This is a genomic window from Phytohabitans sp. LZ39 (genome assembly GCF_059359075.1).
In genome coordinates this window covers 409528-431225 of the sequence record NZ_JCADBM010000005.1, presented here as the reverse complement: position 1 = coordinate 431225, position 21698 = coordinate 409528, and the positions used below count along the sequence as shown (strand labels likewise).

Genomic DNA, 21698 nt, shown 5'->3' with positions numbered 1-21698 from the left:
CTGCCTGCTAGCGGTCTTGTCATCCCTCGGTGACCTGCGCGCCGCCCGGCCACATGCCGATGCGGACGACGACGAACTCGGCCGGGCGCACCACGTTGACGCCGATCTCGATGACGATCTGGCCCAGTTCGCGCAGCGACGGCGGGTTGTTCTCACTGTCGATCTTGACGTAGAACGCCTCCTCCGGGCTGGCGCCGAACAGCGCGCCGGAGCTCCACACCCGGGTGAGGAAGTCGGTGATGGTCCGGTCCAGGCGCTTCCACAGCGACTCGTTGTTCGGCTCGAACACCGCCCAGCGGATGCCCTCCTGGATGGACTCCTCCATGAACAGGAACAGCCGGCGCACGTTGACATAGCGCCAGGCGGTCTCGTCCCTCGGCGCAGTGGTGCGCGCACCCCACACCTGGGGCTGGCCGCCGCCGAACACGCGCAGCACGTTGACGCCCTCGATGTTCAGCTCGCCCTGGTCGGCGTCGCTGAGTACCCGCTCCAACCCGAGCGCGCCGGCGATCGTCTCGTTGGCCGGGGCCCGATGCACGCCGCGGCTGCCGTCGCTGCGGGCGTACACGCCGGCCAGGTGCCCCGACGGCGGGACGAGCAGGGTCTGCGCACCGGAGCCGCTCGGGTCGCTGATCGACAGCCAGGGGTAGTACAGCGCCGCATAGCCGCGGCTGGAACCGATCCCGGCGCGCTGCTCCAGGACGCTGCCGGAGCCGGACAGCCCGGCCTTGGGCGCGGAGTCCAGGATCGCGAACCGGTCCGCCATCCGCTCGCAGTGGTTGATCACCGCCTGCTGTACCGCGGGGTCCGTCCGCCCGGGGACGCACACGACGTTGATGTCGTCGACCCGCTCCAGCGCGGCGAGGGCGGCCGCGTAGTCCTCCACGGTGACCGCGGCCGGAGTGTCGGCCGTACCGCCGGCGAGGCTCACGTCGGTGACCACCGCGGGCCGGTTCGTCGGCGGCGGCTGCACGCTGGGCACGTCCGGCAGGCTCACGTCGACGAAGGCGGACTCGACGGTGCGGATGACGTACCGGTTGTGCCGCGGGTCCATCGCCAGGTTCGGGAACGTCTCGGTGACGCCTTGGAAGGTGACCGCGAGGGTGAACTCCGACGTGGTCACCGCGACGTTGTCGGTACCGGCGAGGTTGTAGCCCTTGGTTAGTCCGGCGGCGAAGGTGACGAACTCGCCGTCCACCGCGGTGGCGACGGCGTCCTCCTGGGTCGTGCCCTGTGCCAGGCGCACCGCACTGCCCGGCTGGATGCCCGTCCGGTTCTCGACGCGGAACGTCTTCTGCCCGGGCACCAGGTTGGCGATGCGTACGGTGCCGGCGCCGGAGGGCGTGCCGAGGACGGATTCGAGGACCAGAGTGGCTCCGGTGATCCGGGAGATCGGGAACCGGTCGGTGCCGGTGCCCACGGTGACCACGTCGCCGGGCCGGAACTGGCCCGCGTCGGCGGCGTTCTGGAGCGTGACCGTGTCGTTGGCGGCACCGGTGATCGGCGCGCTCGCCTTACGTACCCGGGCGTTCTTGCTCTGGTCCACGATCTGCGCGTCGCTGACCCTCAGCTTGATGTCGTTGCCGGCCGCCCCGCCGGTGTTGCCGTCGCGGGCCCGCACCACCAGCGCCTTTCCGGGCGTGCCGCCTCGGTCGTTGAGCTCCAGCACGGCTCGCCGAGCGGTGCCGACCCGCACCACGTAACACACCGTGCCGCCGTTCAGAAAGAACCCGCGCACGGCGTGGGCGAGATAGCCGCGGGGCGCGGTCATGTAGTCGCCGAAGGTGTCCCGGAACTGGGTCCAGTTGGTGATTTTCACCGGTACGTTCACGTCGCCGACGAGGGCCGGGCCGATGAACGCGGCGGTGCTGGTGCCGACCCCCGCGATGGGGCCGGTGGCCGGGATCTCCTCGATGAAGACGCCCGGGGTGGTCAGGTTTGGCATGCCGTTTTCTCCTACGGTGCTGGCCTAGAGCGGCTGGAGTTGGATGTCGGTGCCGGCGACCGGCGACGGGACCACGATCGGCGCGCTCGCCGGGTGGAAGCCCACCGCCCGCACCTCGATCTGGTGGTCGCCGGCGGTCAGTCCAGATAGGACGAACCGGCCGCCGGCGTCGGTCACGGCGATCCGCGCCGTACCGGCGACCCGCAGCCAGGCGCCGGCCACCGGCGCGGCGTCCGGATCGGCCGGCCGCACGGTGCCGCCGACGGTGTACCGCCGGCCCGGGTCTTCGGCGGTACCGACCTCGACGGTGCTGACCGGCGGGCCCCCGTCGGTCGGGCGGTCGGGCAGGGCGATGGTCACCCGGCAGGTGATCGAGGGCCGCAGGTAGGTGCCGAGCCCGGACCAGAACTCGCCGGTGGCGCCCGGGCCGTCCGGCTCGGCGGCCATCAGCGGCAGGTCCCCGTGCTGCGCCACCAGGCCGGTCAGGTGCCGGCGCGGGAGGGTCGGGTTGCGCAGGATCACGTCGAGCGCCTGGCTGAGCAGCCGGTGTTCCTGGTCCTCCAGGTCCGCGCCGCTGATTGGCTGGCCCTTGTTCCAGGCCGTGATCAGGTACGAGCAGTCCACCCGAGCCGGCGGCCCATCGACGAGCATGACGCCTCCGTCCAACCGGGTGAACCGTTCGTTGGACCGAAGGGCCCGGTTCTCGCCGACCCGGAACAGGTAGGCGTTGAGCGCGAGGCCGGTGCCGGTGCCGCGCCAGCGCTGGTCGGGCACGGCGAAGGAGACCGGCGCGTTGGCCAGCTCCGAACCGGGCACTGCCTCCCCGGCGAACATCCGTCGCAGCGCGGCGTCGAGGTCCCGGATCACGCCAACCCGCCTTCCGCCGCCATCTCCTGGTACGGTCCGAAGTCCTCGGCCACGCACAGCCGGCCGAGCTTCTGGTACTCCCGCTGGGTGGCCGCGAGCAGGTGCGGCATGGCGACCACGCCGCCGTTGGCCGCGGCGAGGAAGGCCGCGTTCAGGGCCACGTTGCGGATGTGCCCGCCGGGCAGCTCGAACTGCTGGGCCATGAACGCCAGGTCCAGCCCGGCCTCGCGGGGCGCCTCGGCCGGCCACACTTTCCGCCAGATCTCCAAGCGCTGCGCCGCGCCCGGATGCGGGAAATCCACCGCGAACGACAGCCGGCGCAGGAACGCCTCGTCGAGGTTGCGGCGCAGGTTGGTGGCGAGGATCGTGGTCCCCTCGTACGCCTCCATGCGCTGCAACAGGTACGACGTCTCGATGTTGGCGTAGCGGTCGTGCGCGTCGCGGACCTCCGACCGCTTGCCGAAGATCGCGTCGGCTTCGTCGAAGAACAGGATCGCGTTGCTCTCCTGCGCGGCCACGAAGATCCGCTCCAGCCGCTGCTCCGTCTCGCCGATGTACTTGCTGATGACCTGCGAGAGATCGATCTTGTACAGGTCGAGGCCAAGCTCGTTGGCGATCACCTCGGCCGCCATCGTCTTCCCGGTGCCGGACGGGCCGGCGAACAGGACGGTGAGCCCCTTGCCCAGGGACAGCCGCCGGTCGAACCCCCACCGGTCGAATACCGTGTGCCGCCACTCGACGTGCTGGCACACCTCGCGTAGTTGCGCGAGCCGGTCGGCGGGCAGGACGAGGTCATCCCATCGGTACGTGGGCCGCACGCGAACGGCAAGGTTCGCGAGGCCCGGCCCGGATCCGGCCCGGGCGGCCGCGAACAGGTCGGCGCGGTGCGGGGGAGCCCCGTCGCGCAGCGTGGCGGCGTAGGCGGCAGCGGCGACCGTGCGCTCGATCTGGTCGGCGGTGAACCGGAACCGCCCGGCCAGCGCCCGGATGTCCGCCGCGGCGAGTTCGGCGCCGACCGCGCGCAACCGCGTTGTCCAGCAGGACTGCCGGGTCTCGAAGTCCGGCAGCGGCACCGTCACCTCGACCACCGGCGTCGCGATTTCGTCGACCACGGTCCACCGGCGGGTACCGGCGAACACGACCGGGCGGCGGCAGCCCGCCACCGCGCTCAGCACCGCCTGGCGCAGCCCCGGCAGGCCGTCACCGGTCGCCGCGAGCAAGGCGTCGAAGCCGGACAGGCACACCATCGCCGCGCGCAAACCCGCCTCGCGCAGCGCCGCGTCCAGCCGGTCGGTCAGCGCGGCGGGTACGTCGAGCGCGGCCTCGACGTCCAGGTCCACCACCGGCAGTCCGAGCACGCCAGCCAGCCGGTGCACCGCATCGCGAGCCGCGACCCGGGACGGTCCACGCAGGTACAGCCGGGGCGCTGGCTCGCCCTTCCGGCTCGCGCCGAGTGCGGCCACGGCCGGCGCCAGCGGGTCACCCGCGCCGATCGCCGCGGTGGTCGCAGGGGGCACCGCGGCCGGCGTCAGCAACCGGTGGCCGCTGGCCGGGCCAGCTCCGCCGCACAGCAGCCAGACCAGCTCAGGCGCCGGTCGCAGGCTGTGCGCCAGCAGCGGCGGTTCCGGCAGGCCCGGGTCGTAGGTGAGGCCGACCAGCCCGTGCCGGCGCAGCGGCGCGTCCGGGGCCAGGTGCGCCCGGCGGCCCAGCTTCTCGCCGGCGGTGCCGCACAACAGGTTCAACGCCAGGTCCACGGTCGGGCGCCGGCGGGTCACGTCGTCCTGGAGGTATCCGAACAGCCGTTCGTACTTGAGGTCGAACTCCGGGGCCAGCGCGATGACGACAAGGTCCAGGTCGAATGGGGTCAGGTCGAAGCCGTCCAGCATCCGCCGCAGCACCGGCCCGGGTGCCACCGCCAGCCCACCGTGTTCGCCGACCGGACCGAGCGGAGGTTCGCCCGGCTCCCGCACCAGCAACCGGCGAACCTCCGGACCGTCGACATAGAGGCCGCGGTACGGGTCCGGGCCGCGGCCGGCGAAGGCCGCCTCCGCTTGGACCACCGCCGCGGCAAGCACCTCGTCCAGCCGGCCCAGGACCGATCGCAACTCGTCGACCGGCTCGGCGTTCGCGGTGCCGTTCACTGGTCCGACCTCCGATGCTTGGCTCGATGCGTTGCCAAGCCTGCGTTGGACCGACCTGCGTCAGCCCCGCCGCGCGTGAAACTGCCGGCCAACTGCCGGGGCGCGACCCTGCCGCCGCGCTGCCACCTGGCAGGCCGGTGCGCGTCGGTCATCACGCCAGGCGTGGCGGCTTGCGCCGGCGTGGTCGAGGGACGCGCTGTGGCGCAGGACTGTCAGGAGGTGCTCGACCAAATCGCGCGACCGGACCTGGTCCACCTGCCCATGGCAGTCAGCACCCTCGATGCGTATGTGGACGGTCACCGCGCTCCCGCCCACGCGCGGTCCGTCGCAGTCGTGGGAAACCGTCGCCGGCCCTAATCACGCCACTGACCGTGCCTCCTGTCGCCCGACGAATGTCAGTCGGCGCGCTCGGTGGCATCACGCGCAGTTCGGCGGCGGCCTTCACGGTCAACGCCTCGATTGCGAGGCGAGCCCAACATAAGCCGACCTACCCCATGCCGCTTCGGGCCTGAGTTTTGGCCAGGTGGTCGGCTCGCGGATGAGACTTCACGGCGGCGAGCCGCTTGGCCAGCCGGTCTCCTTCGACGTCGACGTTCGGCAGGATCCTGTCCAGCCACTTCGGCAGCCACCACGCCGATCTGCCGAGCAGCGACAGCACGGCCGGCACGATGGTCATGCGGACCAGCAGGGCGTCGACGGCGACGCCGAACGCGAGGGCGAATCCTAGCGACTTGACGATGGGGTCTTCGGCGAGGATAAAGCCGGCGAAGACGCTGGTCATGATCAGTGCTGCGGCGGTGACGACCCGCGCGTTGTGCCGCATGCTGGAGATGATCGCGTCGTTCGGGGTGGCGCCGTGTACGAAGTCCTCGCGGGCGCGGGTGACCAGGAAGACCTCGTAGTCCATGGCGAGTCCGAAGAGGACACCGACCAGGAAGATCGGGACGAAGCTGATGATCGGGCCGGTCGACTCGATGCCGAGCGGGCCGGCGAGGTGGCCTTGCTGGAAGATGAAGACCAGGGCGCCGAACGAGGCGGCCACCGACAGCAGGAAGCCCAGCGTCGCCTTGATCGGCACCAGGATGCTGCGGAACACCAGCATCAGCAGGATGAGCGCGAGGCCGACCACCACGGCCAGGTACGGCAGCAGCGCGTTGTTGATTTCTCCGACACGTCGATGTCGATCGCGGTGCGGCCGGTGACGGCCAGCGTCGCGCCGCCGGTGGCTGCGGTGAAGCGCGCTTGCTGAGCGCGGATGTCGTGTACGAGCTCCTTGGTTTCCTCGCTGGTGGGACCGGTGCCGGGGATGATCCGGAGGATGGCGGTGTCCCCGGCCCGGTTTGGCGTGGGGGCGGTTACGAGCACGATGTTCCCGGTCCCCGAAATGATCTTCTGTGCCTGTTCGCCCGCTGCCGTGGCCGCGCCGGGGGCGGCCTGAACCACGATTATCAGGGGGCCGTTGACGCCGGGTCCGAAGGCTCCGGCGAGTTGGTCGTATGCCTTGCGCTGGGTGGACCCGGGGGACGCGGTGCTTTCGTCGGGCAGCGCCAGACGTAGGTCGAGCGTCGGGATCGCCACGGCGCCGACCGCGACGACGGACAGGATCAGGGCCGGGACGCGGTACGTGACGACGGTGCGGGCCCAGCGCTGGCCGAACGGGGTCCTAGTTGGCCCCTCGTGCTTGGCGATGCCACGGCGCTGTGCCCTGGGCAGGACGACTTTGCGGCCGGCGAAGCCGAGCAGGGCAGGTAGCAGGGACAGGCTGATCACGACGGCCACGGCGACGGTGCCGGCGGCCGCGATGCCCATGGCGGCCAGGAACGGGATGCCGACCACGGTGAGCGCGGCCAGGGCGATGATGACGGTCAGGCCGGCGAAGACGACGGCGGATCCGGCGGTGCCGACAGCGCGGCCGGCGGCCTCTTCTCCGTCGTGGCCGGCGGCGAGCTCGTGCCGGTAGCGCGACAGGACGAACAGCGCGTAGTCGATGCCGACGGCCAGCCCGAGCATGGTGGCCAGGGCGGCGGCGTTTGAAGACAGGTCGAGGAAGCCGGTGGCGATGCTGATGCCGAGCGTGCCGATGGCGACGCCCGCGAGCGCGGTCAGCAGCGGCAGGCCGGCGGCCGCGAGCGCGCCGAAGGTGATCAGCAAGACAGCGGCGGCCACGACGATGCCGAGCGCTTCGGCGGCACTGGAGGCTTCGGACTCCGCGGTGACCTCCCCGGAGTAGTCGACGCCGATGCCGGCCTGTCGTGCGGTGTCACCGGCCGCGAGAAGTGCCTCACGGGACGCGGGGCTCACATCGGGTGCGGCGACCGGGTAGGAAACGGTGGCGTAGGCGGTCTTCCCGTCAGGTGTGACCATCCCGGCCTCGTACGGGTCGGCAACCGCCGTGACCTGCGATGCCTCCCTTAGCGCGGCGACCGTTGCCTGGACAGCGGCCTTCTGGTCCGCGCCGGTCAGCGTGGCGTCGCCGGAGGCGGTGAACACGACCCGGGCCGAGGCCCCGTTGACCTCCGGGCCGAACTTCTCCGCCAGTACATCCCTCGCCCGCCACGACTCGGTGCCGGGAATGGACACGGCGTCACTGGTCGGTCCGGACAGGCTCGCCGCCCCGAAGCCGAACGAGGCCAGCACGATCACCCACGTGAACAGGGTCAGCCAGCGGCGCCGGAACGAGAACCTTCCAAGCCGGTACAACAGGATTGCCACGACCATCCTCCGTCCATTCTTGATCTCAACGATGGCGGAGGCGCCGCTGGTGCGTCGTCCTGTCAGCGCAGGCGACGACGTACTGCGAACGCAGTAAGTTCACGGCCCCCGATACCACGGGAACAGGTCGATAGGAACCGGCTCGGCGTTCTACCGTGTGATCATGTCCATGGTGCGCCACCAGCAGATGCGCCTGTACGTCGACAGGTATCGCGGCCCGCTGGGCGACGTGGTGCTGGCCGCCTCCGGAGTACTGGTCGTGCTGTTCGTGGGCAACCCGGCGGTACACAGTGGACCGACGCTGCTGGCGGTGCTGTACGCCCTGCTGCTCCTGGCGCGCCGGCGGTATCCCGTGCCGGTCTTCCTGGCCGGCACCGCCGTCGCCATCCTCGTCATCGCGCTGGGCCGGCCGCCGGACGGGCTGTTCGTCGTCGCCGGCATGATGGCGTACTCGGCCGCGCTGTACAGCCCGCGTCGCCGGCCCTGGCTCTACGCCTTCTTCGTGTGGGGCTCGCTCATGGTCGCCGGCACGGTAGTGCACCAGCCCAGCGAATGGTGGAACGCGGAGCAGTTCGGCCCGTTCGCGTTCATCCTCGGCGGTGCCGGCGTCGGAGACTCGATCCGGATGCGCCAGGCGTACATCGCGGAGGTGACCGAGCGTGCCCGGCAGGCGGAGGTGACCCGCGAGGAGGAGGCCCGCCGCCGGGTGATGGACGAGCGGCTGCGCATCGCCCGGGAGCTGCATGACGTCGTCGCCCACCACATCGCGGTCATCAGCGTGCACGCCGGCGCGGCCGACCACGTGCTGCGCGCCGAGCCGGACAAGGTGTGGCCGGTGCTCGCGAACATCCGCACGGCCGCGGACGCCGTCCTGGAGGAGCTCAAGTCGGTGATCAGCGTGCTGCGCGACCCGGACGAGGTGCGCAGCGTCGAGCCGGCGCCCGGGGTGGAACGCCTGCGGGACCTGCTGGACGGGCTAGGCTCCGTGGGCTTCTCGGTGCGGTGCGAGCAGCGTGGTGAGCCCCGGCCGTTGCCGGCGGTGGTGAGCCTGGCCGCGTACCGGATCGCGCAGGAGGCGCTGACGAACGCGCACCGCTACGGCGACGGCAGCGCCACCCTCGACATCGAGTACACCGCGGACACCGTGTGCATCGAGGTCACCAACCGGGTCGCCGAGTCCGGCAGCCGCCGCTCCGGTTCGGAGTTTGGGCTTCTCGGCATGCGCGAGCGCGCCACGGCCGCGCACGGCACGATCACCGCCGGCCTCGTCGAAGGCGGCCTGTTCCGGGTCCGCGCCGAGCTGCCCACCGGCAGCCGGGCGGTCAATCGGCTCAATCCGCCGAACCTTGTCTCCTCTCCAGCCGCCGCAAAGGAAAGCCTGACGTGACCATCCGTGTGCTGCTCGCCGACGACCAGGCGCTCATCCGCGCCGGGTTCAAAATGATCATTGACGCCGCGCCGGAGATGGAGGTCGTGGGGGAGGCCGCCGACGGCCGCGAAGCCGTCGATCTGTGCTACACCGGCCGGGTCGACGTGGTCCTGATGGACATCCGCATGCCGCACCTCGACGGCATCGAGGCGACCCGCCGCATCGGCGCCGACGAGCGCCTCGCCGGCGTGCGCGTGCTGGTGCTGACCACGTTCGACAACGACGACAACGTCATCTACGCCTTACAGGCCGGCGCGAGCGGCTTCCTGGGCAAAAACGTGGCCCCCGGCGACCTGGTCAACGCCATCCGGGTCGTCGCCGACGGCGAGGCGCTGCTGTCGCCCCGCGCCACCAGCGGCCTGATCGGCCGCCTGATCCACCACATCCGCCCGCCCGCGCGGCACCCGCCGGAGCTCGCGCTCGTCACCGACCGGGAGATGGAGATCCTGCTGCTGGTCGCACATGGACTGTCCAATGGCGACATCGCCGAACGCCTGCACCTGTCGCCGCTCACGGTCAAGACGCACATCAACCGCACAATGATCAAGCTGAACGCCCGCGACCGCGCCCAGCTGGTCGTGTTCGCCTACCAGCACGAGCTGGCCAAACCCGGAGACACCCTGGGCGAACACCGATAGTCCGTGGCCCTCTTGGCGCAGCCAGCGTCGCAGCACCCGGTGGTGGGCGGCGAACACCGCCTCGAGCAGATCAGGTGCGCCGGCCGGAGCTTCGGTAGAGGTAGCGCCGGCCGGCCGACGGGTGATCCACTAGCGGATGATCCGCGGGGTCAGCGCGGGTAGTAACCGATCGTGCTGTGGATCCAGGGCACGATCACGTCGATCCGGGCGGTGGTCTCGTCCAGCACATGGGGGCAGCTCGGCCCGCTGTTGACGATCGCTACCAGGAGCGGACGGCCGGGGAGGCGCTCGGAGAAGAACGGGCCGCCTGAGTCGTACGGGCAGGGAGTGGTGTCCCGCTGCGGCGCGTAGCCGGTCATGCCAAGCGTCGCGGCGTTCACCGTCGTGACCTGGAGCTGTCCGGTGCGCAGCCGGGTCGACGGGGTGGGGTTCTGGCTGGTGATCGAGCCGTAGCCGGTGAGCCGCAGCACGTCGCCGACCTCGGGTGCGGTGCGGCTCAGCCACAGCGGCCTAATGTCGGTGATCCGCTTGTCGATCTTCGCCAGTGCCACGTCGTTGGTGGGGGACTGCCGCACCGCGATCACGGTGGCGACGTGGCCGCCGGTGCCCTCCAGGTCGGTGCGGCCGACCGTCGCGGTGGTGAGGTCGGCCACCGGCCGCTCCACCCGCACCCCGTTGACGTCGCGGAAGCAGTGCCCGGCGGTCAGGACCCAGTCGGGCGCGATCAGCGAGCCGGAGCAGGCGCTGTTGCGGCGCCCGCCGTCGGCCGTGGGGATACCGGTCATGGTCAGCTTGACCGAGAACCGGTACTTGCCGATCGGCACTTCCTCACCGTTGGCGATGGCATTGGCCGGCGCGGCGTGCGCGACAAGGGCCAGCGCGGCCGCGCCGAGTACTGCTGTGAGCCTTCTAGTCCACATAGGCACCATTTAACCCCGGCCGGCCGCCCGCCGCTGTCCCAGCGCATGGCAGGCCTCCGGCGTGATCGACCCGTTGACCGCCGCGGCGGCGGAAACACCACGGCGCGGTGACCCTTCACTGAAATGCCACCACGGTCCACAGTAGAGGGCCACCGAACGATGAAGAGACCCCGTGCCTTCCCGCACCGCCCGACCGGACGCGGCCGTCGACCTGCTCGACCGGGCGCTGGACCGGATCGACCGCGTCTTCGCCCTCGCCGCCGAGGTCGCGACCGACAGGGCATTCGCCCGACAATGGTCCGTGTTGCCGATGACGGGCGGCTTGGCACCGGTCTGTGCGGCGACTTCGGTGAACTCTTTCGAAACGAGGCCACCCACATCCCGAGGCAGTTTCTCGGCACCGACTGGGAAAGTGACGGGGCTCTTGGCTGATGTCATGTCAGCGGGGAACCGTCGGAATCGCCGATTGCGGGTCAACACCGGCGAATGCCAGCCCGATGACGAAGCCGGCGACCTCCTCCAACTGGCGTACCCGGTCGAGCTTCCCGAGGATCGCGGAAATTCCACCCACGTCTCGCACGAGGGCCCCGACCACATCGAGGGCGCGTTCGTCGTCACCGCACATGGCGACGGTGACCGGTCCGGCGTCGGGCGTCACCCACCGCTCCGCCGGAAACAGATGGAAGGCTTTGACCACGTGCGCGCCAGGCGCGAGGGCGGCGACGTGCTCGGCCGCTGACCGGGCAGGTTCGGTATGGAGGGCGCCGACACCGTGCTCGACAGCGTTCGTCGGGTCGATCAGGGGAAGGTCGGCGAGTGCGCCGGCTGGCCCACCGGCCGCCGTGAGCATTTCGGTGACGCCATTCCAGCGGACTGCGAGCAGAACCGCGTCGGCGCCGGCGGCGACTGTCCGCACGGGCCGGGCGGTGCCGCCGATCCGGTTCGCGATCGCTTCGGCGGCGGCCGTCGAGCGACCGCCGATGGTGATGTCATGCCCGGCCCGGGCCCAGCCGGTGGCCAGTGCTGTGGCGAGGTTGCCGGTGCCGAGGATTCCGATACGCATGCCGTCACGCTAGGCCGGCCGACGCGCACCGGATGGTGCGTGTCGGGTGTGCCAGGATGGGGTGCATGGGTGATGGCGCCTACTGCGAGGAATTCGTGGCTGACTGCCGGCTGCGCATGGCGGCCGACCTGTTCGCGCATACGTGGGATGCGGTCGTGCTCGCGGCGCTGACCGAGGGCCCGCGCCGCCGCCGCACGCTACGGGCGCGCATCGGAGGAATCAGCGACAAGGCGCTCACCGAGGCGTTACACCGGTTGGCCGGCAATGGCCTGATCGAGCGGCGGTTCTTCGCCGAGGCGCCGCCCCGGGTCGACTACGCGCTTACCGATCTCGGCCGTAGCTTCGCCGACGGCCCGATGCGGGCGCTGGGCGCCTGGGTCACCGAGCGCGGCGACGAACTGTTCGAGGCACAGGAGCGACTCACCGCGTCGTAGCGCCGAACGAGATCTGGCGAATGTGTAGCCGCCTTCCGCACCTTCGACGCCAGCCGTGAGGCGTTCGTGTACAGGCTTGGATCCAGGGCCGGGTAGAGGTCTTGTCGGCGACGGTGGGCACCCTCGCGGGGGAGGTGCGGGCTGCGCCTGGTTGAATCATGGTGTGCTGATATCAGCTGAGCATGATGTGATCCGCCTGTTGGCCGACCCGCTGCGGGCCCGGATCGTGGAGATCCTCGCCGCTGGGGCGGCGTGCACCTGCCACCTGGTGGCGGATACCGGTGCGACACAGCCGAACGTCTCCAACCACCTGCGCGCGCTGCGGCAGGCGGGCATCGTGGAGGCCAGGCCAGAGGGCCGTTATACGTTCTACCGCCTGCGGGCGGAGGCTCTCGACGGCGCGGCCGGCTACCTGAGCGCGCTGGCCGAGCAAGCCCGCGACAGCGGCGATGTGCGGCGGGAGTGCTGATGGGCCTGCCGTTGTGGCGTCGCGCGACCGCCGAGTTCGTCGGCACGGGGCTGCTGGTCACGGTGGTGGTCGGCTCGGGGATCATGGCGGCCCGGCTGTCGCCGGATGATGTGGGCCTTCAGCTGTTGGAGAACTCGACCGCCACCGCGCTCGGCTTGGCGGCCCTCATTCTGGTTGTCGGTCCGGTCTCCGGCGCTCATCTCAATCCGGTCATCTCGCTCGCGGATTGGTGGCTGGGTCGGCGTTCTGCCACCGGTCTGACCACCGGGGACCTGGCCGCGTACGTGTCCGCGCAGGTGGTCGGGGCGATCGGTGGCTGCGTGCTGGCGAACCTGATGTTCGAGCTGTCGCCGGTGGACTGGTCGGGCACCGGTCGCGGACGGAGCCACCTGTGGATCGGGGAGCTGGTGGCGACGGCCGGTCTGGTGCTGTTGGTGTTCGCCCTCGCTCGCGCGGGCCGAGCTTCGGTCGCGCCGGCCGCGGTGGGTGCGTACATCGGTGCGGCGTACTGGTTCACCTCCTCGACGAGCTTCGCCAACCCGGCGGTCACGGTGGGGCGGGCGTTCACGGATACGTTCGCCGGTATCGCCCCGGGATCGGTGCCGGGTTTCGTCGTTGCCCAGCTGGTGGGTCTGGTTGTGGGATTGGGTGTGTTGGTGGTGTTGTACCCGCGCGCGGCGGTCGGCGCGGAAGAGGTCGTGGTCCCACAGTTGTCGGAAGGGCGATCAGGATGAGCGGTTCGAAGCCGGTGGTGTTGTTCGTGTGCGTGCACAACGCGGGCCGATCGCAGATGGCGGCAGGGTGGCTGCGCCATCTGGCCGGAGACGCGGTCGAGGTCCGCTCGGCCGGCTCCGCGCCGGCGAGCGAAATCAACCCGGTCGCGGTGGCGGCGATGGCCGAGGCCGGCGTCGACATCACCGGCAACATTCCAAACCTGCTGGAGTACGACGACGCGTACGCCGCCGACGTCATCGTGACGATGGGATGCGGCGACGCCTGCCCCGTCTTTCCGGGTAAGCGGTATGAGGACTGGAAGCTGGACGACCCGGCCGGTCAGGGGATCGAGGCGGTGCGGCCGATCCGTGACGAGATCCGCCGCCGCGTAGGGGACTTGGTGGCGGATCTGGTGCCAGGGCGGGCGGCGGGGTGACCCGGCTGGTCATCGTGGGCGGCAGCGACGCCGGGATCGGCGCCGGGCTGCGCGCGCGGCAGGTCGACCCAGACGTGGAGCCGTTGCTGGTAGTGGCCGACCGCTTTCCGAACTACTCGATCTGCGGCATCCCGTACCACGTCTCCGGGGATGTGCCGGACTGGCGCGACCTGGCCCACCGCACCCAGGCTGACCTCGAGGCGGCCGGTCTGGAGCTGCGGCTGGACACGACGGCCCGGCGGATCGACCCAGCGGCCCGCACCGTCACCGTGACCGGCCCCGATGGGCGGGAGGAGACGATCGGCTATGACCGTCTCGTGGTCGGCACCGGCGCGAGTCCGGTCCGCCCGCCGATCACGGGTCTGGACCGGCTCGGCACGGCCGACGGGGTGTACGTGTTGCACACGATGGCGGACACGTTCGCCCTCACCGAGGGGTTGGCCCGTGAGCCGCGGTCGGCGTTGATCGTGGGTGCCGGGTACATCGGCCTGGAGATGGCCGAGGCGCTGCACGCCCGCGGTCTCGCGGTCACGGTTGTGGAGCAGCTGCCGCAGGTGCTGCCGACGGTCGACGCGGACCTGGCGGCACTGGTCGAGGAGGAGCTCGCCCGTCACGGCGTCCGGGTGTGCACCGGCGTCACGGTCACGGCGATCGAGCGTGGACCGGCCGGGTTGACGGTGGCCGGGCACACCACGGCCGACCGCGCTGACGCGTTCTCCTCCACTGTGGACTTTGTGCTCGTGGTCGTCGGCGTGCGCCCGGACACGACCCTGGCCGAGACGGCCAGTGTGGGGCTCGGCGTGCGTGGGGCGATCGCCGTGGACCGGCGGATGCGCACCAACGTGCCCGACGTCTACGCGGCCGGTGACTGCGTGCACACCTACCACCGGCTGCTGGAGACCGACACCTACCTGCCGCTGGGCACGACCGCACACAAACAGGGCCGGATCGCCGGCGAGAACGCCGTCGGCGGGGATCGGGAGTTCGCCGGCTCCCTCGGCACACAGGTGGTCAAGGTGTTCGACCTCGCCGTCGCCCGCACCGGGCTGCGCGACCACGAAGCCGCCGCGCACGGCCTCATGCCGGCCAGCCGCCGCACGGTCGCGGACGACCACAAGGCGTACTACCCGGGTGCGAAGCCGATCACCATCAAGGTCACCGGTGACACCTCCACCGGCCGGTTGCTCGGGGCGCAGCTGGTGGGGCACCGGGATACCGGCGTGGCCAAGCGGGTGGACATCTACGCCACCGCCCTGCACCACCGGATGACTGTGGATGACATCGCCGACCTGGACCTGTCCTACACGCCACCGCTGGGCAGCCCGTGGGACGCGGTCCAGATGGCCGCACAGACCTGGATGCTGACCACCCGCTGACCAGACCGCGGTTGGCCGACCGATCCTCTTCGGCGCCAGGGACGGCGCGGGTTACCTGGCGCGGCTCCCGCTCGCGGCTGGTGGAGTCGGCGCGGGTGCGGACAGCAGACCGCCGCCGATCCCGGTGGCCAGGCCGCGACCCGGCGGTGCCGCCGCGGCCGTGGTGACGCCGCAGCAGCCACCGCCGTCTTGGATCCGGTCGCTGTCGACCGGCTGGCCGCTGTTGCACACCCCGGTCTCGGGCAGGTCCAGCTGGACGTCCCGTGCGGCGGCCCAGTCGCCAGCCAGGGCGGCGACGACCGAGCGGGCCTGCTCGTAGCCGGTGGCCATCAGGAACGTCGGCGCCCGGCCGTAGCTCTTGACCCCGATGCCGTAGAAGCCGGGCTCGGGGTGAGCGAGCTCCTCGACGCCGTGCGGCGGCACGGTGCCACAGGAATGCTCGTTCGGATCAATCAACGGGGCCAGCGCGCGGGTGGCGCCGAGGATCGGGTCCAGGTCCAGGCGCAGTTCGGTGGTCAGCGCGTGGTCTGGCCGGAACCCGGTCGCCGCTACCACCCGGTCCACCGTGAGCGTGCGGGCGCCGTCGGAAACGGCCACCCCGCCCTCGTCCGAGGCGGCGATGGCATGGACACCGAAGCCGGTGACCAACTCGATCGCCCCGGACTCCACGTGTTCGCGTAGCCGGCTGCCGATCGCGCCCCGGGCCGGGAGGGCATCGGCCGCCTCGCCGCCGTACGTGCGGGCGGGGCTGGCCGACCGGATCGCCCACACCACTCGCATCCCTGGCGTCTGGGAGGCGAGGTCGGCCAGGGCGAGAAGGGTGTTGGCAGCGGAGTGGCCCGCGCCGACCACAAGGGTGTGGCGGCCGGCGAACCGGTCCCGGTCGGCGCCGAGCACGTCCGGCAGCGCCGTCTCGATGAACCGGGCGGCCTCGGTTTCGCCGCGGGCGGGGATGCCCGAGGCGCCGAGCACGTTCGGCGTGTCCCAGGTGCCGGAGGCGTCGATCACCGCCCGGGCCAGCAGGACTTCGCCGCCGGCGAGCCGCACCACGAGCGGCGCGTCCGCGCGGCCGGCCGTGCGGAGCCGGTCTACACCCTGCCGGGTCACCGCGATCACCCGGGCGTCATAGCGCAGGTGCGGCTTGAGCGCGGACAGGTCCGCCAGAGGCTGGAGGTATTCGGCGGCCAACTGCCTGCCCGTCGGCAGCACCTCCGGATCCGGTTCCACCCATCGGGCATCCGCCAGGAGGCGGCGGGCGGCGGCGTCGATGTTGTACCGCCACGGGGAGAACAGCCGCACATGCCCCCACGCCCGCACGGCGGCGGCGGGGCCGTCGCCGGCCTCCAGGACGGTGAACGCCAGGCCGCGCTCGTGCAGGTGGGCGGCGGCGGCCAGCCCGACCGGGCCCGCGCCGATGACCACGACCGGTAGATCGCTATCCACTGTGGACTCCTTGCTCAATGACGTACTGAAGGGTTTGGGTGATGTGTGGGCTTCGGCGTTCGATGAACACGACGTCGTGCCACCAGCAGCCGTGCATGGCGTGCTGACCGATCCGTTTCCGGCGTTGCCCGCCTTTCCTCCGAAGCTCTGTTTAGACGTTCCTCTAAGCAGGGTTGCACTCTGCTTCGAGAACTGTCAACCTAGACGCATGTCTAAACAGGCGGCGCTCACCCTCACCGACCTCAACGCTGGTGTGGCGTGCTGCCCGCCGATCGCCGAACAGCCCGTGTCCGCCGACATGGCCGCCGTGCTCGCACCGGCCTTCAAGGCCCTCGGCGACCCAGTCCGGCTCCGGCTGATGTCGATGATCGCCTCAGCCCCCGACGGGGAGATCTGCGTTTGCGACCTCACCCCCGCCTTCGACCTCACCGGGCCGACGATCTCCCACCACCTCAAGACCCTCCGCGAAGCCGGCCTCGTCGACGCCGAGCGCCGCGGCACCTGGGTCTACTACCGGCCGCGGCACGGCCTGATGAGTCAGCTCGCCGCACTGCTCACCTCCGCCGAAACCGCCACCACCTAATCGGTGATGACACGATCCGCAACGCGGCTCGCTGGAAAGTGCGGCGGTACCAACGCCCCTGCGCAGGTTGTCGCGATCTTCAAGGGCTGAGGGGCCAAGGCCGCCCACTAGCTCCGCTGTCTGGACTGGCCGGGCACACTTGGGTCGTGGCACGTCAGGAGTTCGGCGCTGCGGTGCGCCAGTTGCGGGAGAGTACGGCCCCGGCGGCTGTCGGGCTGCCGGTCGGCCGTCGGCGGGTGCAAGGGTTGCGGCGGGAGGAGCTGGGCGAGCTCGCGGGGATGTCTGCGGACTACGTACGCCGGTTGGAGCAGGGGCGTAGCCATCCGTCGGCCGGGGTGGTGAACGCCATCGCTCGTGCGTTACGGGTCGGGCGGGCGGAGTATGAGCGGCTCTGCGCGCTGGCCGGGTACGCCGCCGCGGACGGGCGGGTGCCGAACGAAGTCGGTCCGGGTGCGATGCGGTTGCTGGAGCGATTCACGGACACGCCGATGTTCGTCTCCGACGCGGCGATGAATTTGATCGCCGTAAACAGTGCGTTCATGGCCCTGGGGCATTGGAATCTCACCGGGGACCCGTGGGAGTGGAACATCGCCTGGCGTTCCTTCTGCGATCCGTTCAGTCGTTTCCAGCAGTCTGCGGCTGACGCGACCGATCATCAGGCGATCCTCGTTGCCCGCCTGAAGAGCGCGCTGTTGCGCTACCCCGCCGATGCGTCGCTTGCCGCGCTGGTGGACGAGATGCGGAGCCGAAGCCGCCTGTTCGACACCTTGTGGCGCACGCCGCGGCCGGTGGCGGCCTACGAGAGCAGTGCCGCGTTCGTTCATCCGGACGGCGGCTCCGTCACGCTCGTCGGCAGCCTGCTCGCCATCCCGGGGGACGATTTGGCGGCTCTCGTGCTCACCGCGGCGCCGGGCTCGGCCGATGCGGCGCGTCTGGCTGAGATCGTCGGCGGCGCCGGGGAGCCGACCATCATCAAGGTGGGCCAGCCCGGCCCAGGCTAACCGCGCTGGATCCTGCGAAGTTGAGTGACGTCATTGACGGCGCTCACGGAAGCAGGTTCAGCAATGAAGGCAGTGCGTTTTCACGAGTTCGGTGGTCCCGAGGTTCTGCGCTACGAGGACGCGGCGCAGCCCACCCCCGGCGCCGGTCAGGTCCGGATCCGCGTCGCCGCGACGTCGTTCAACGGCGTCGACGGCAATATCCGCGCGGGCTACATGCAGGGTCCGATCCCGGTCGAGCTGCCACACACTCCTGGCATCGACGTCGCCGGCACGGTCGACGCGCTCGGTGACGGCGTGGACGACGTCGCGGTTGGCGACCGCGTCATCGGCTTCCTGCCGATGACGGGGGCTGGGGCGGCTGCGGAGTATGTGATCGCGCCGGCGGAGATCTTGACAGGGGCACCCAAGAACATCCCGTTGGCTGAGTCGGCGGCGTTGCCGCTGGTGGGCCTGACCGCGTGGCAGGCGCTGTTCGACCACGGCAAGCTGACCGCCGGTCAGCGGGTGCTGATCAACGGCGCCGGCGGAGCGGTCGGCGGATACGCCGTGCAGCTGGCCAAGGAGGTCGGTGCCCAGGTGATCGCCACGGCCAGCCCGCGCAGCGCCGAGCGTGTCAAAGCCGCCGGCGCCGATGAGGTGATCGACCACACCACCACGGATGTGACCGCGGCGGTGGCCGAGCCGGTGGACCTGGTACTCAATCTCGCGCCGGTCGCTCCGGAACAGCTGGCCGCGCTGGTCACGCTGATCCGTGACGGCGGCACCCTCGTCAATACCACGGTCTGGATGCCGGCCCCTTCCGACGAGGAGCGCGGTGTGCGCGGTATCGACCTGTTCGTCCGCAGCGACGCCGACCAACTCGCCGACCTGGCCGCTCGCGTCAGCACCGGTGAGTTGCGCGTCGAGGTCGCCCAGCGGGTACCCCTCGCGGAGCTGCCGGCCGTGCACGCCCAGGCCGCTGCGGGTGGGCTGCTCGGTAAGACCGTCATCGTCGCCCCCACCGCCTGATCCGGACCAACAGGGAGGAAACGTCGATGTCTTACGACAAAGTGATCACCGTGCTCGGCGCGACCGGCACGCAGGGCGGCGCGGTCGTCCGGGCGCTGCTGACCGGCAGCGAATTCACCGTACGGGCGGTGACGCGCAACGCCGCGTCGCCCAAGGCGCAGGCGCTGGCCCGGCGCGGCGCCCACGTGGTGGAGGCGACCCTCACCGACGAGGGCAGCCTGCGCCGGGCATTCGACGGGGCGTACGGCGCGTTCCTGGTCACGCCGTACTGGGAGCACCGTTCACCGGCCCGGGAACTGGCCGAGGTGGAGAACCTCATCAGCGCGGCCCAGGCGGCCAGCCTGCGGCACGTCGTGTGGTCGACGCTCGAGGACACCCGGGAGGTGATCGCGGCCGATGACGATCGGATGCCTGTCCTTGGCGACGGCTATCGGGTGCCGCACTTCGACGTGAAGGGCGGGGCCGCCGACGCCTTGTTCGCCAAGTCCGGCCTGCCCACCACGTATCTGTTGATGTCGTTCTACTGGGACAACCTGCTGACCCTGGCCAAACCGCAACGCGACCCGGACGGGACGCTCGCCGTGCACCTGCCGCTCGGCGACACCGCGATCGCGGGCGTCGCCTCCGATGACATCGGCCGGGTGGCGCTGCGCGTGTTCCAGCAGCCGGCGGAGACGGTGGGCGCCACGATTCCCGTGGTCGGCGAATACCTGACTGGCGAGCAGATGACGGCGGCGCTCGGCGCGGTGCTCGGTGAGCCGGTGGCCTATCGCCCGCCTACCCACGAGCAGTTCCGCGGCTTCGGTTTCCCCGGCGCGGACGAGCTGGGAAACATGTTCCAGTACTACGCCGAGTTCCCCGAGTCCTACCTTGGCCGCCGCAACATCGAGGCCGGGCGCGCGTTCAACCCGCATCCGCTCAGCCTGACCGATTTCCTGACCGCGCATCAGGCCGAGCTCGGCAATGCGGAGGAGCTCCGGTGACCACCATCGACCTCACCCCGTTCAGCCCGCCCGGAACCTCCGAGTATGCGCAGGCCGGCGCCTCCTTCCAGCTCGCCGCGCCGGTCGACCCGGCCGGGGCGTTCACCGCCCGATCGATCGACGACGTCGTCCACGCGGTAGCCACGGCGCGCCGGTTGGGCCGGCAGCTCCGGCTGACCACCACCGGCCACGCGATGGGCCGCACCGGCCCGCTGACCGACGCACTGCTGTTGCGTCCCCTGCTGGACGCGCCCGTGCGCGTCGACCCGGACGCCCGGAGGGCCCGTGTGCCTGCCGGCAAGACCTGGGGCGACGTCGTGCCCGAGGTGACCCGGCACGGGCTCACCGCCCTGCACGGCTCATCTGCCACCGTTGGCGTCATCGGCTACCTGCTCGGCGGCGGCCTCAGCTTCTACGGCCGCCGGTTCGGGCTGGCCGCTAACTCGGTGCGCTCGCTTACCGTCGTGCTGGCCGACGGGGAAGTCGTCGAGGCGAATGCCACGCACCGTCCGGATCTGTTCTGGGCGCTGCGCGGCGGGGGCGGCGGGTTCGGCGTCGTCGTGGAAGCGGAGATCGACCTGATGCCGATGCACCGCATCGTCACCGGCATGGCGGTCTGGAATGCCTCCGACGCCGCACGGCTGGCGCCGGTCTGGCAGGCGTGGGCCCGAACTGCCCCACCGGAGATCACCACCAGCCTTCGCATGCTGTCGCTGCCGCCACTGCCGTTCCTCCCCCCGTACCTGGCCGGCAAGCGCGTGCTCGCCCTGGACGGTGCGATGATCGCACCCACCGAACCGGACCTGCCGGCGGCCCAGCGCATAGCCGACGAGATGCTGTCCGCACTGTCCGAACTCGCCTCACCCGTGGCGAACACGTGGGCGGAAGCTGCTCCGGAGGCGCTGCCGCTGGTCCACATGGATCCGCAGCAGCCGGTGCCGTTCCATTCGGACTCGGCCCTGCTGCACGAGATCGGCGCAGCCGACTGGGCGCGGATCCTGGACGCCGGGCCCAACCTGATCGCGCTCGAACTGCGTCAGCTCGGCGGCGCGTTCGCCGCCGCCCCGGCCAACGTTGGAGCGCTCGGCCGTTTCACAGCACCGCTGCACTACTACGGGGTCGGCCTGGCCGGTGAGGAGACCATGAGCGACCTCAAGGCCGTCCGGTCGACTCTCCGGCAGTACCTGACCGGCTTCACGGCGCCCAACTTCGTCGACGACTTCGAACGGCCGCAGCGAACGTACGACGACCAGACTCGCGCCCGGGTGGAGCGGGTACGCCGCGCGGTCGATCCGACCGGCCAGTTCGCCGGTGACGTCGCACCTACCCGCGATCAAGCCTGAGACCGCGTGCCGATCGCCGCGACGTCGGCGGGCCCAGCATCGGTACAGATCGCGTGCGAGGTGCTTGGAACAGAGGGAAAGAACTGAGTGGGCTAGCTGCGGTCACCGGTGCGTCGTCCGCGCCGCGTCCAGCAGGGCGTGCGCGAGTTGCTGGCGCCCTACGCGTACGTGGCGCCGTTCTTCCTGCTCTTCT

The 21698-nt window shown here is 71.0% G+C and carries 18 protein-coding genes and 1 pseudogene; 12 read left to right on the top strand and 7 right to left on the bottom strand.

Annotated elements, in window-relative coordinates; translation table 11 throughout:
* Positions 1–19: 19 nt before the first annotated feature.
* The 4 genes and pseudogenes from AC5L36_RS13440 to AC5L36_RS13425 form a co-directional block, all read right to left on the bottom strand.
* Positions 20–1945 (bottom strand): phage tail sheath subtilisin-like domain-containing protein, encoded by a 1926-nt coding sequence (locus AC5L36_RS13440; RefSeq protein WP_441215804.1) that lies wholly within the window; start codon positions 1943–1945, stop codon positions 20–22.
* 24 nt (positions 1946–1969) lie between these two features.
* Positions 1970–2812: a Pvc16 family protein gene (locus tag AC5L36_RS13435; RefSeq protein ID WP_441215803.1), complete on the bottom strand. Its 843-nt coding sequence runs from the start codon at positions 2810–2812 to the stop codon at positions 1970–1972.
* On the bottom strand, positions 2809–4953 hold the full coding sequence (locus tag AC5L36_RS13430) for an ATP-binding protein (RefSeq protein ID WP_441215802.1): 2145 nt from the start codon (positions 4951–4953) through the stop codon (positions 2809–2811). Before AC5L36_RS13430 ends, AC5L36_RS13435 begins: the two co-directional genes overlap by 4 nt.
* Before the next feature lie 487 nt (positions 4954–5440).
* A pseudogene (locus tag AC5L36_RS13425) lies at positions 5441–7665 on the bottom strand (MMPL family transporter).
* Positions 7666–7828: 163 nt separating this feature from the next.
* Here AC5L36_RS13425 and AC5L36_RS13420 point away from each other — a divergent pair.
* Positions 7829–9052, top strand: coding sequence for a sensor histidine kinase (locus AC5L36_RS13420; RefSeq protein WP_441215801.1), 1224 nt, complete (start codon positions 7829–7831; stop codon positions 9050–9052).
* Positions 9049–9732 carry a response regulator gene (locus AC5L36_RS13415; protein ID WP_441215800.1) on the top strand — a complete coding sequence of 228 codons (684 nt, stop codon included), beginning with the start codon at positions 9049–9051 and terminating at the stop codon, positions 9730–9732. Before AC5L36_RS13420 ends, AC5L36_RS13415 begins: the two co-directional genes overlap by 4 nt.
* 149 nt (positions 9733–9881) lie before the next feature.
* Here AC5L36_RS13415 and AC5L36_RS13410 read toward each other — a convergent pair whose 3' ends face one another.
* Positions 9882–10652 (bottom strand): S1 family peptidase, encoded by a 771-nt coding sequence (locus tag AC5L36_RS13410; protein ID WP_441215799.1) that lies wholly within the window; start codon positions 10650–10652, stop codon positions 9882–9884.
* A 439-nt stretch (positions 10653–11091) separates the two neighbouring features.
* Positions 11092–11715: an NADPH-dependent F420 reductase gene (locus AC5L36_RS13405; protein WP_441215798.1), complete on the bottom strand. Its 624-nt coding sequence runs from the start codon at positions 11713–11715 to the stop codon at positions 11092–11094.
* A gap of 65 nt (positions 11716–11780) precedes the next feature.
* Between AC5L36_RS13405 and AC5L36_RS13400 the strand changes: the two genes are divergently transcribed.
* The 5 genes from AC5L36_RS13400 (at position 11781) to AC5L36_RS13380 (ending at position 15144) form a co-directional block, all read left to right on the top strand.
* A complete protein-coding gene (locus AC5L36_RS13400) occupies positions 11781–12149 on the top strand; it encodes a winged helix-turn-helix transcriptional regulator (protein WP_441215797.1) in 369 nt (122 codons plus the stop codon).
* A gap of 187 nt (positions 12150–12336) precedes the next feature.
* Positions 12337–12618 (top strand): ArsR/SmtB family transcription factor, encoded by a 282-nt coding sequence (locus AC5L36_RS13395; RefSeq protein ID WP_441215796.1) that lies wholly within the window; start codon positions 12337–12339, stop codon positions 12616–12618.
* Positions 12618–13352: an aquaporin gene (locus AC5L36_RS13390; protein ID WP_441215795.1), complete on the top strand. Its 735-nt coding sequence runs from the start codon at positions 12618–12620 to the stop codon at positions 13350–13352. The genes AC5L36_RS13395 and AC5L36_RS13390 overlap by 1 nt, the downstream gene beginning before the upstream one ends.
* Positions 13349–13768, top strand: coding sequence for an arsenate reductase ArsC (locus AC5L36_RS13385; protein ID WP_441215794.1), 420 nt, complete (start codon positions 13349–13351; stop codon positions 13766–13768). Before AC5L36_RS13390 ends, AC5L36_RS13385 begins: the two co-directional genes overlap by 4 nt.
* Positions 13765–15144 carry an FAD-dependent oxidoreductase gene (locus AC5L36_RS13380; RefSeq protein ID WP_441215793.1) on the top strand — a complete coding sequence of 460 codons (1380 nt, stop codon included), beginning with the start codon at positions 13765–13767 and terminating at the stop codon, positions 15142–15144. The genes AC5L36_RS13385 and AC5L36_RS13380 overlap by 4 nt, the downstream gene beginning before the upstream one ends.
* A gap of 51 nt (positions 15145–15195) precedes the next feature.
* Here the strand turns inward: AC5L36_RS13380 and AC5L36_RS13375 are convergent, their stop codons facing one another.
* Positions 15196–16587 (bottom strand): FAD-dependent oxidoreductase, encoded by a 1392-nt coding sequence (locus tag AC5L36_RS13375; protein ID WP_441215792.1) that lies wholly within the window; start codon positions 16585–16587, stop codon positions 15196–15198.
* Positions 16588–16795: 208 nt separating this feature from the next.
* On the opposite strand from AC5L36_RS13375, the gene AC5L36_RS13370 reads away from it, so the two are divergent.
* The 5 genes from AC5L36_RS13370 to AC5L36_RS13350 all read left to right on the top strand — a co-directional run bounded on the left by AC5L36_RS13370 (position 16796) and on the right by AC5L36_RS13350 (position 21505).
* On the top strand, positions 16796–17170 hold the full coding sequence (locus AC5L36_RS13370) for an ArsR/SmtB family transcription factor (protein WP_441215791.1): 375 nt from the start codon (positions 16796–16798) through the stop codon (positions 17168–17170).
* A 146-nt stretch (positions 17171–17316) separates the two neighbouring features.
* The gene (locus tag AC5L36_RS13365) at positions 17317–18171 is read left to right on the top strand and encodes a helix-turn-helix domain-containing protein (protein WP_441215790.1); all 855 of its coding nucleotides are present in this window, start codon (positions 17317–17319) and stop codon (positions 18169–18171) included.
* Positions 18172–18234: 63 nt separating this feature from the next.
* Positions 18235–19179 carry an NADP-dependent oxidoreductase gene (locus AC5L36_RS13360; RefSeq protein ID WP_494908095.1) on the top strand — a complete coding sequence of 315 codons (945 nt, stop codon included), beginning with the start codon at positions 18235–18237 and terminating at the stop codon, positions 19177–19179.
* Between the two features lie 26 nt (positions 19180–19205).
* Positions 19206–20162, top strand: a complete 957-nt coding sequence (locus AC5L36_RS13355; protein ID WP_441215788.1) for an NmrA/HSCARG family protein — start codon at positions 19206–19208, stop codon at positions 20160–20162.
* Complete coding sequence (locus AC5L36_RS13350; protein WP_441215787.1) at positions 20159–21505, top strand: FAD-binding oxidoreductase; 1347 nt, start codon at positions 20159–20161, stop codon at positions 21503–21505. The genes AC5L36_RS13355 and AC5L36_RS13350 overlap by 4 nt, the downstream gene beginning before the upstream one ends.
* The last annotated feature ends 193 nt before the right edge of the window (positions 21506–21698 follow it).

Bases quoted from the DNA above. Each gene is read 5' to 3' on its own strand.
- AC5L36_RS13370 (WP_441215791.1), top strand. From the start codon at position 16,796: ATGTCTAAACAGGCGGCGCTCACCCTCACCGACCTCAACGCTGGTGTG.
- AC5L36_RS13405 (WP_441215798.1), bottom strand. From the start codon at position 11,715: ATGCGTATCGGAATCCTCGGCACCGGCAACCTCGCCACAGCACTGGCC.
- AC5L36_RS13440 (WP_441215804.1), bottom strand. From the start codon at position 1,945: ATGCCAAACCTGACCACCCCGGGCGTCTTCATCGAGGAGATCCCGGCC.
- AC5L36_RS13360 (WP_494908095.1), top strand. From the start codon at position 18,235: ATGAAGGCAGTGCGTTTTCACGAGTTCGGTGGTCCCGAGGTTCTGCGC.
- AC5L36_RS13390 (WP_441215795.1), top strand. From the start codon at position 12,618: ATGGGCCTGCCGTTGTGGCGTCGCGCGACCGCCGAGTTCGTCGGCACG.
- AC5L36_RS13400 (WP_441215797.1), top strand. From the start codon at position 11,781: ATGGGTGATGGCGCCTACTGCGAGGAATTCGTGGCTGACTGCCGGCTG.
- AC5L36_RS13355 (WP_441215788.1), top strand. From the start codon at position 19,206: ATGTCTTACGACAAAGTGATCACCGTGCTCGGCGCGACCGGCACGCAG.
- AC5L36_RS13410 (WP_441215799.1), bottom strand. From the start codon at position 10,652: ATGTGGACTAGAAGGCTCACAGCAGTACTCGGCGCGGCCGCGCTGGCC.
- AC5L36_RS13420 (WP_441215801.1), top strand. From the start codon at position 7,829: ATGTCCATGGTGCGCCACCAGCAGATGCGCCTGTACGTCGACAGGTAT.
- AC5L36_RS13385 (WP_441215794.1), top strand. From the start codon at position 13,349: ATGAGCGGTTCGAAGCCGGTGGTGTTGTTCGTGTGCGTGCACAACGCG.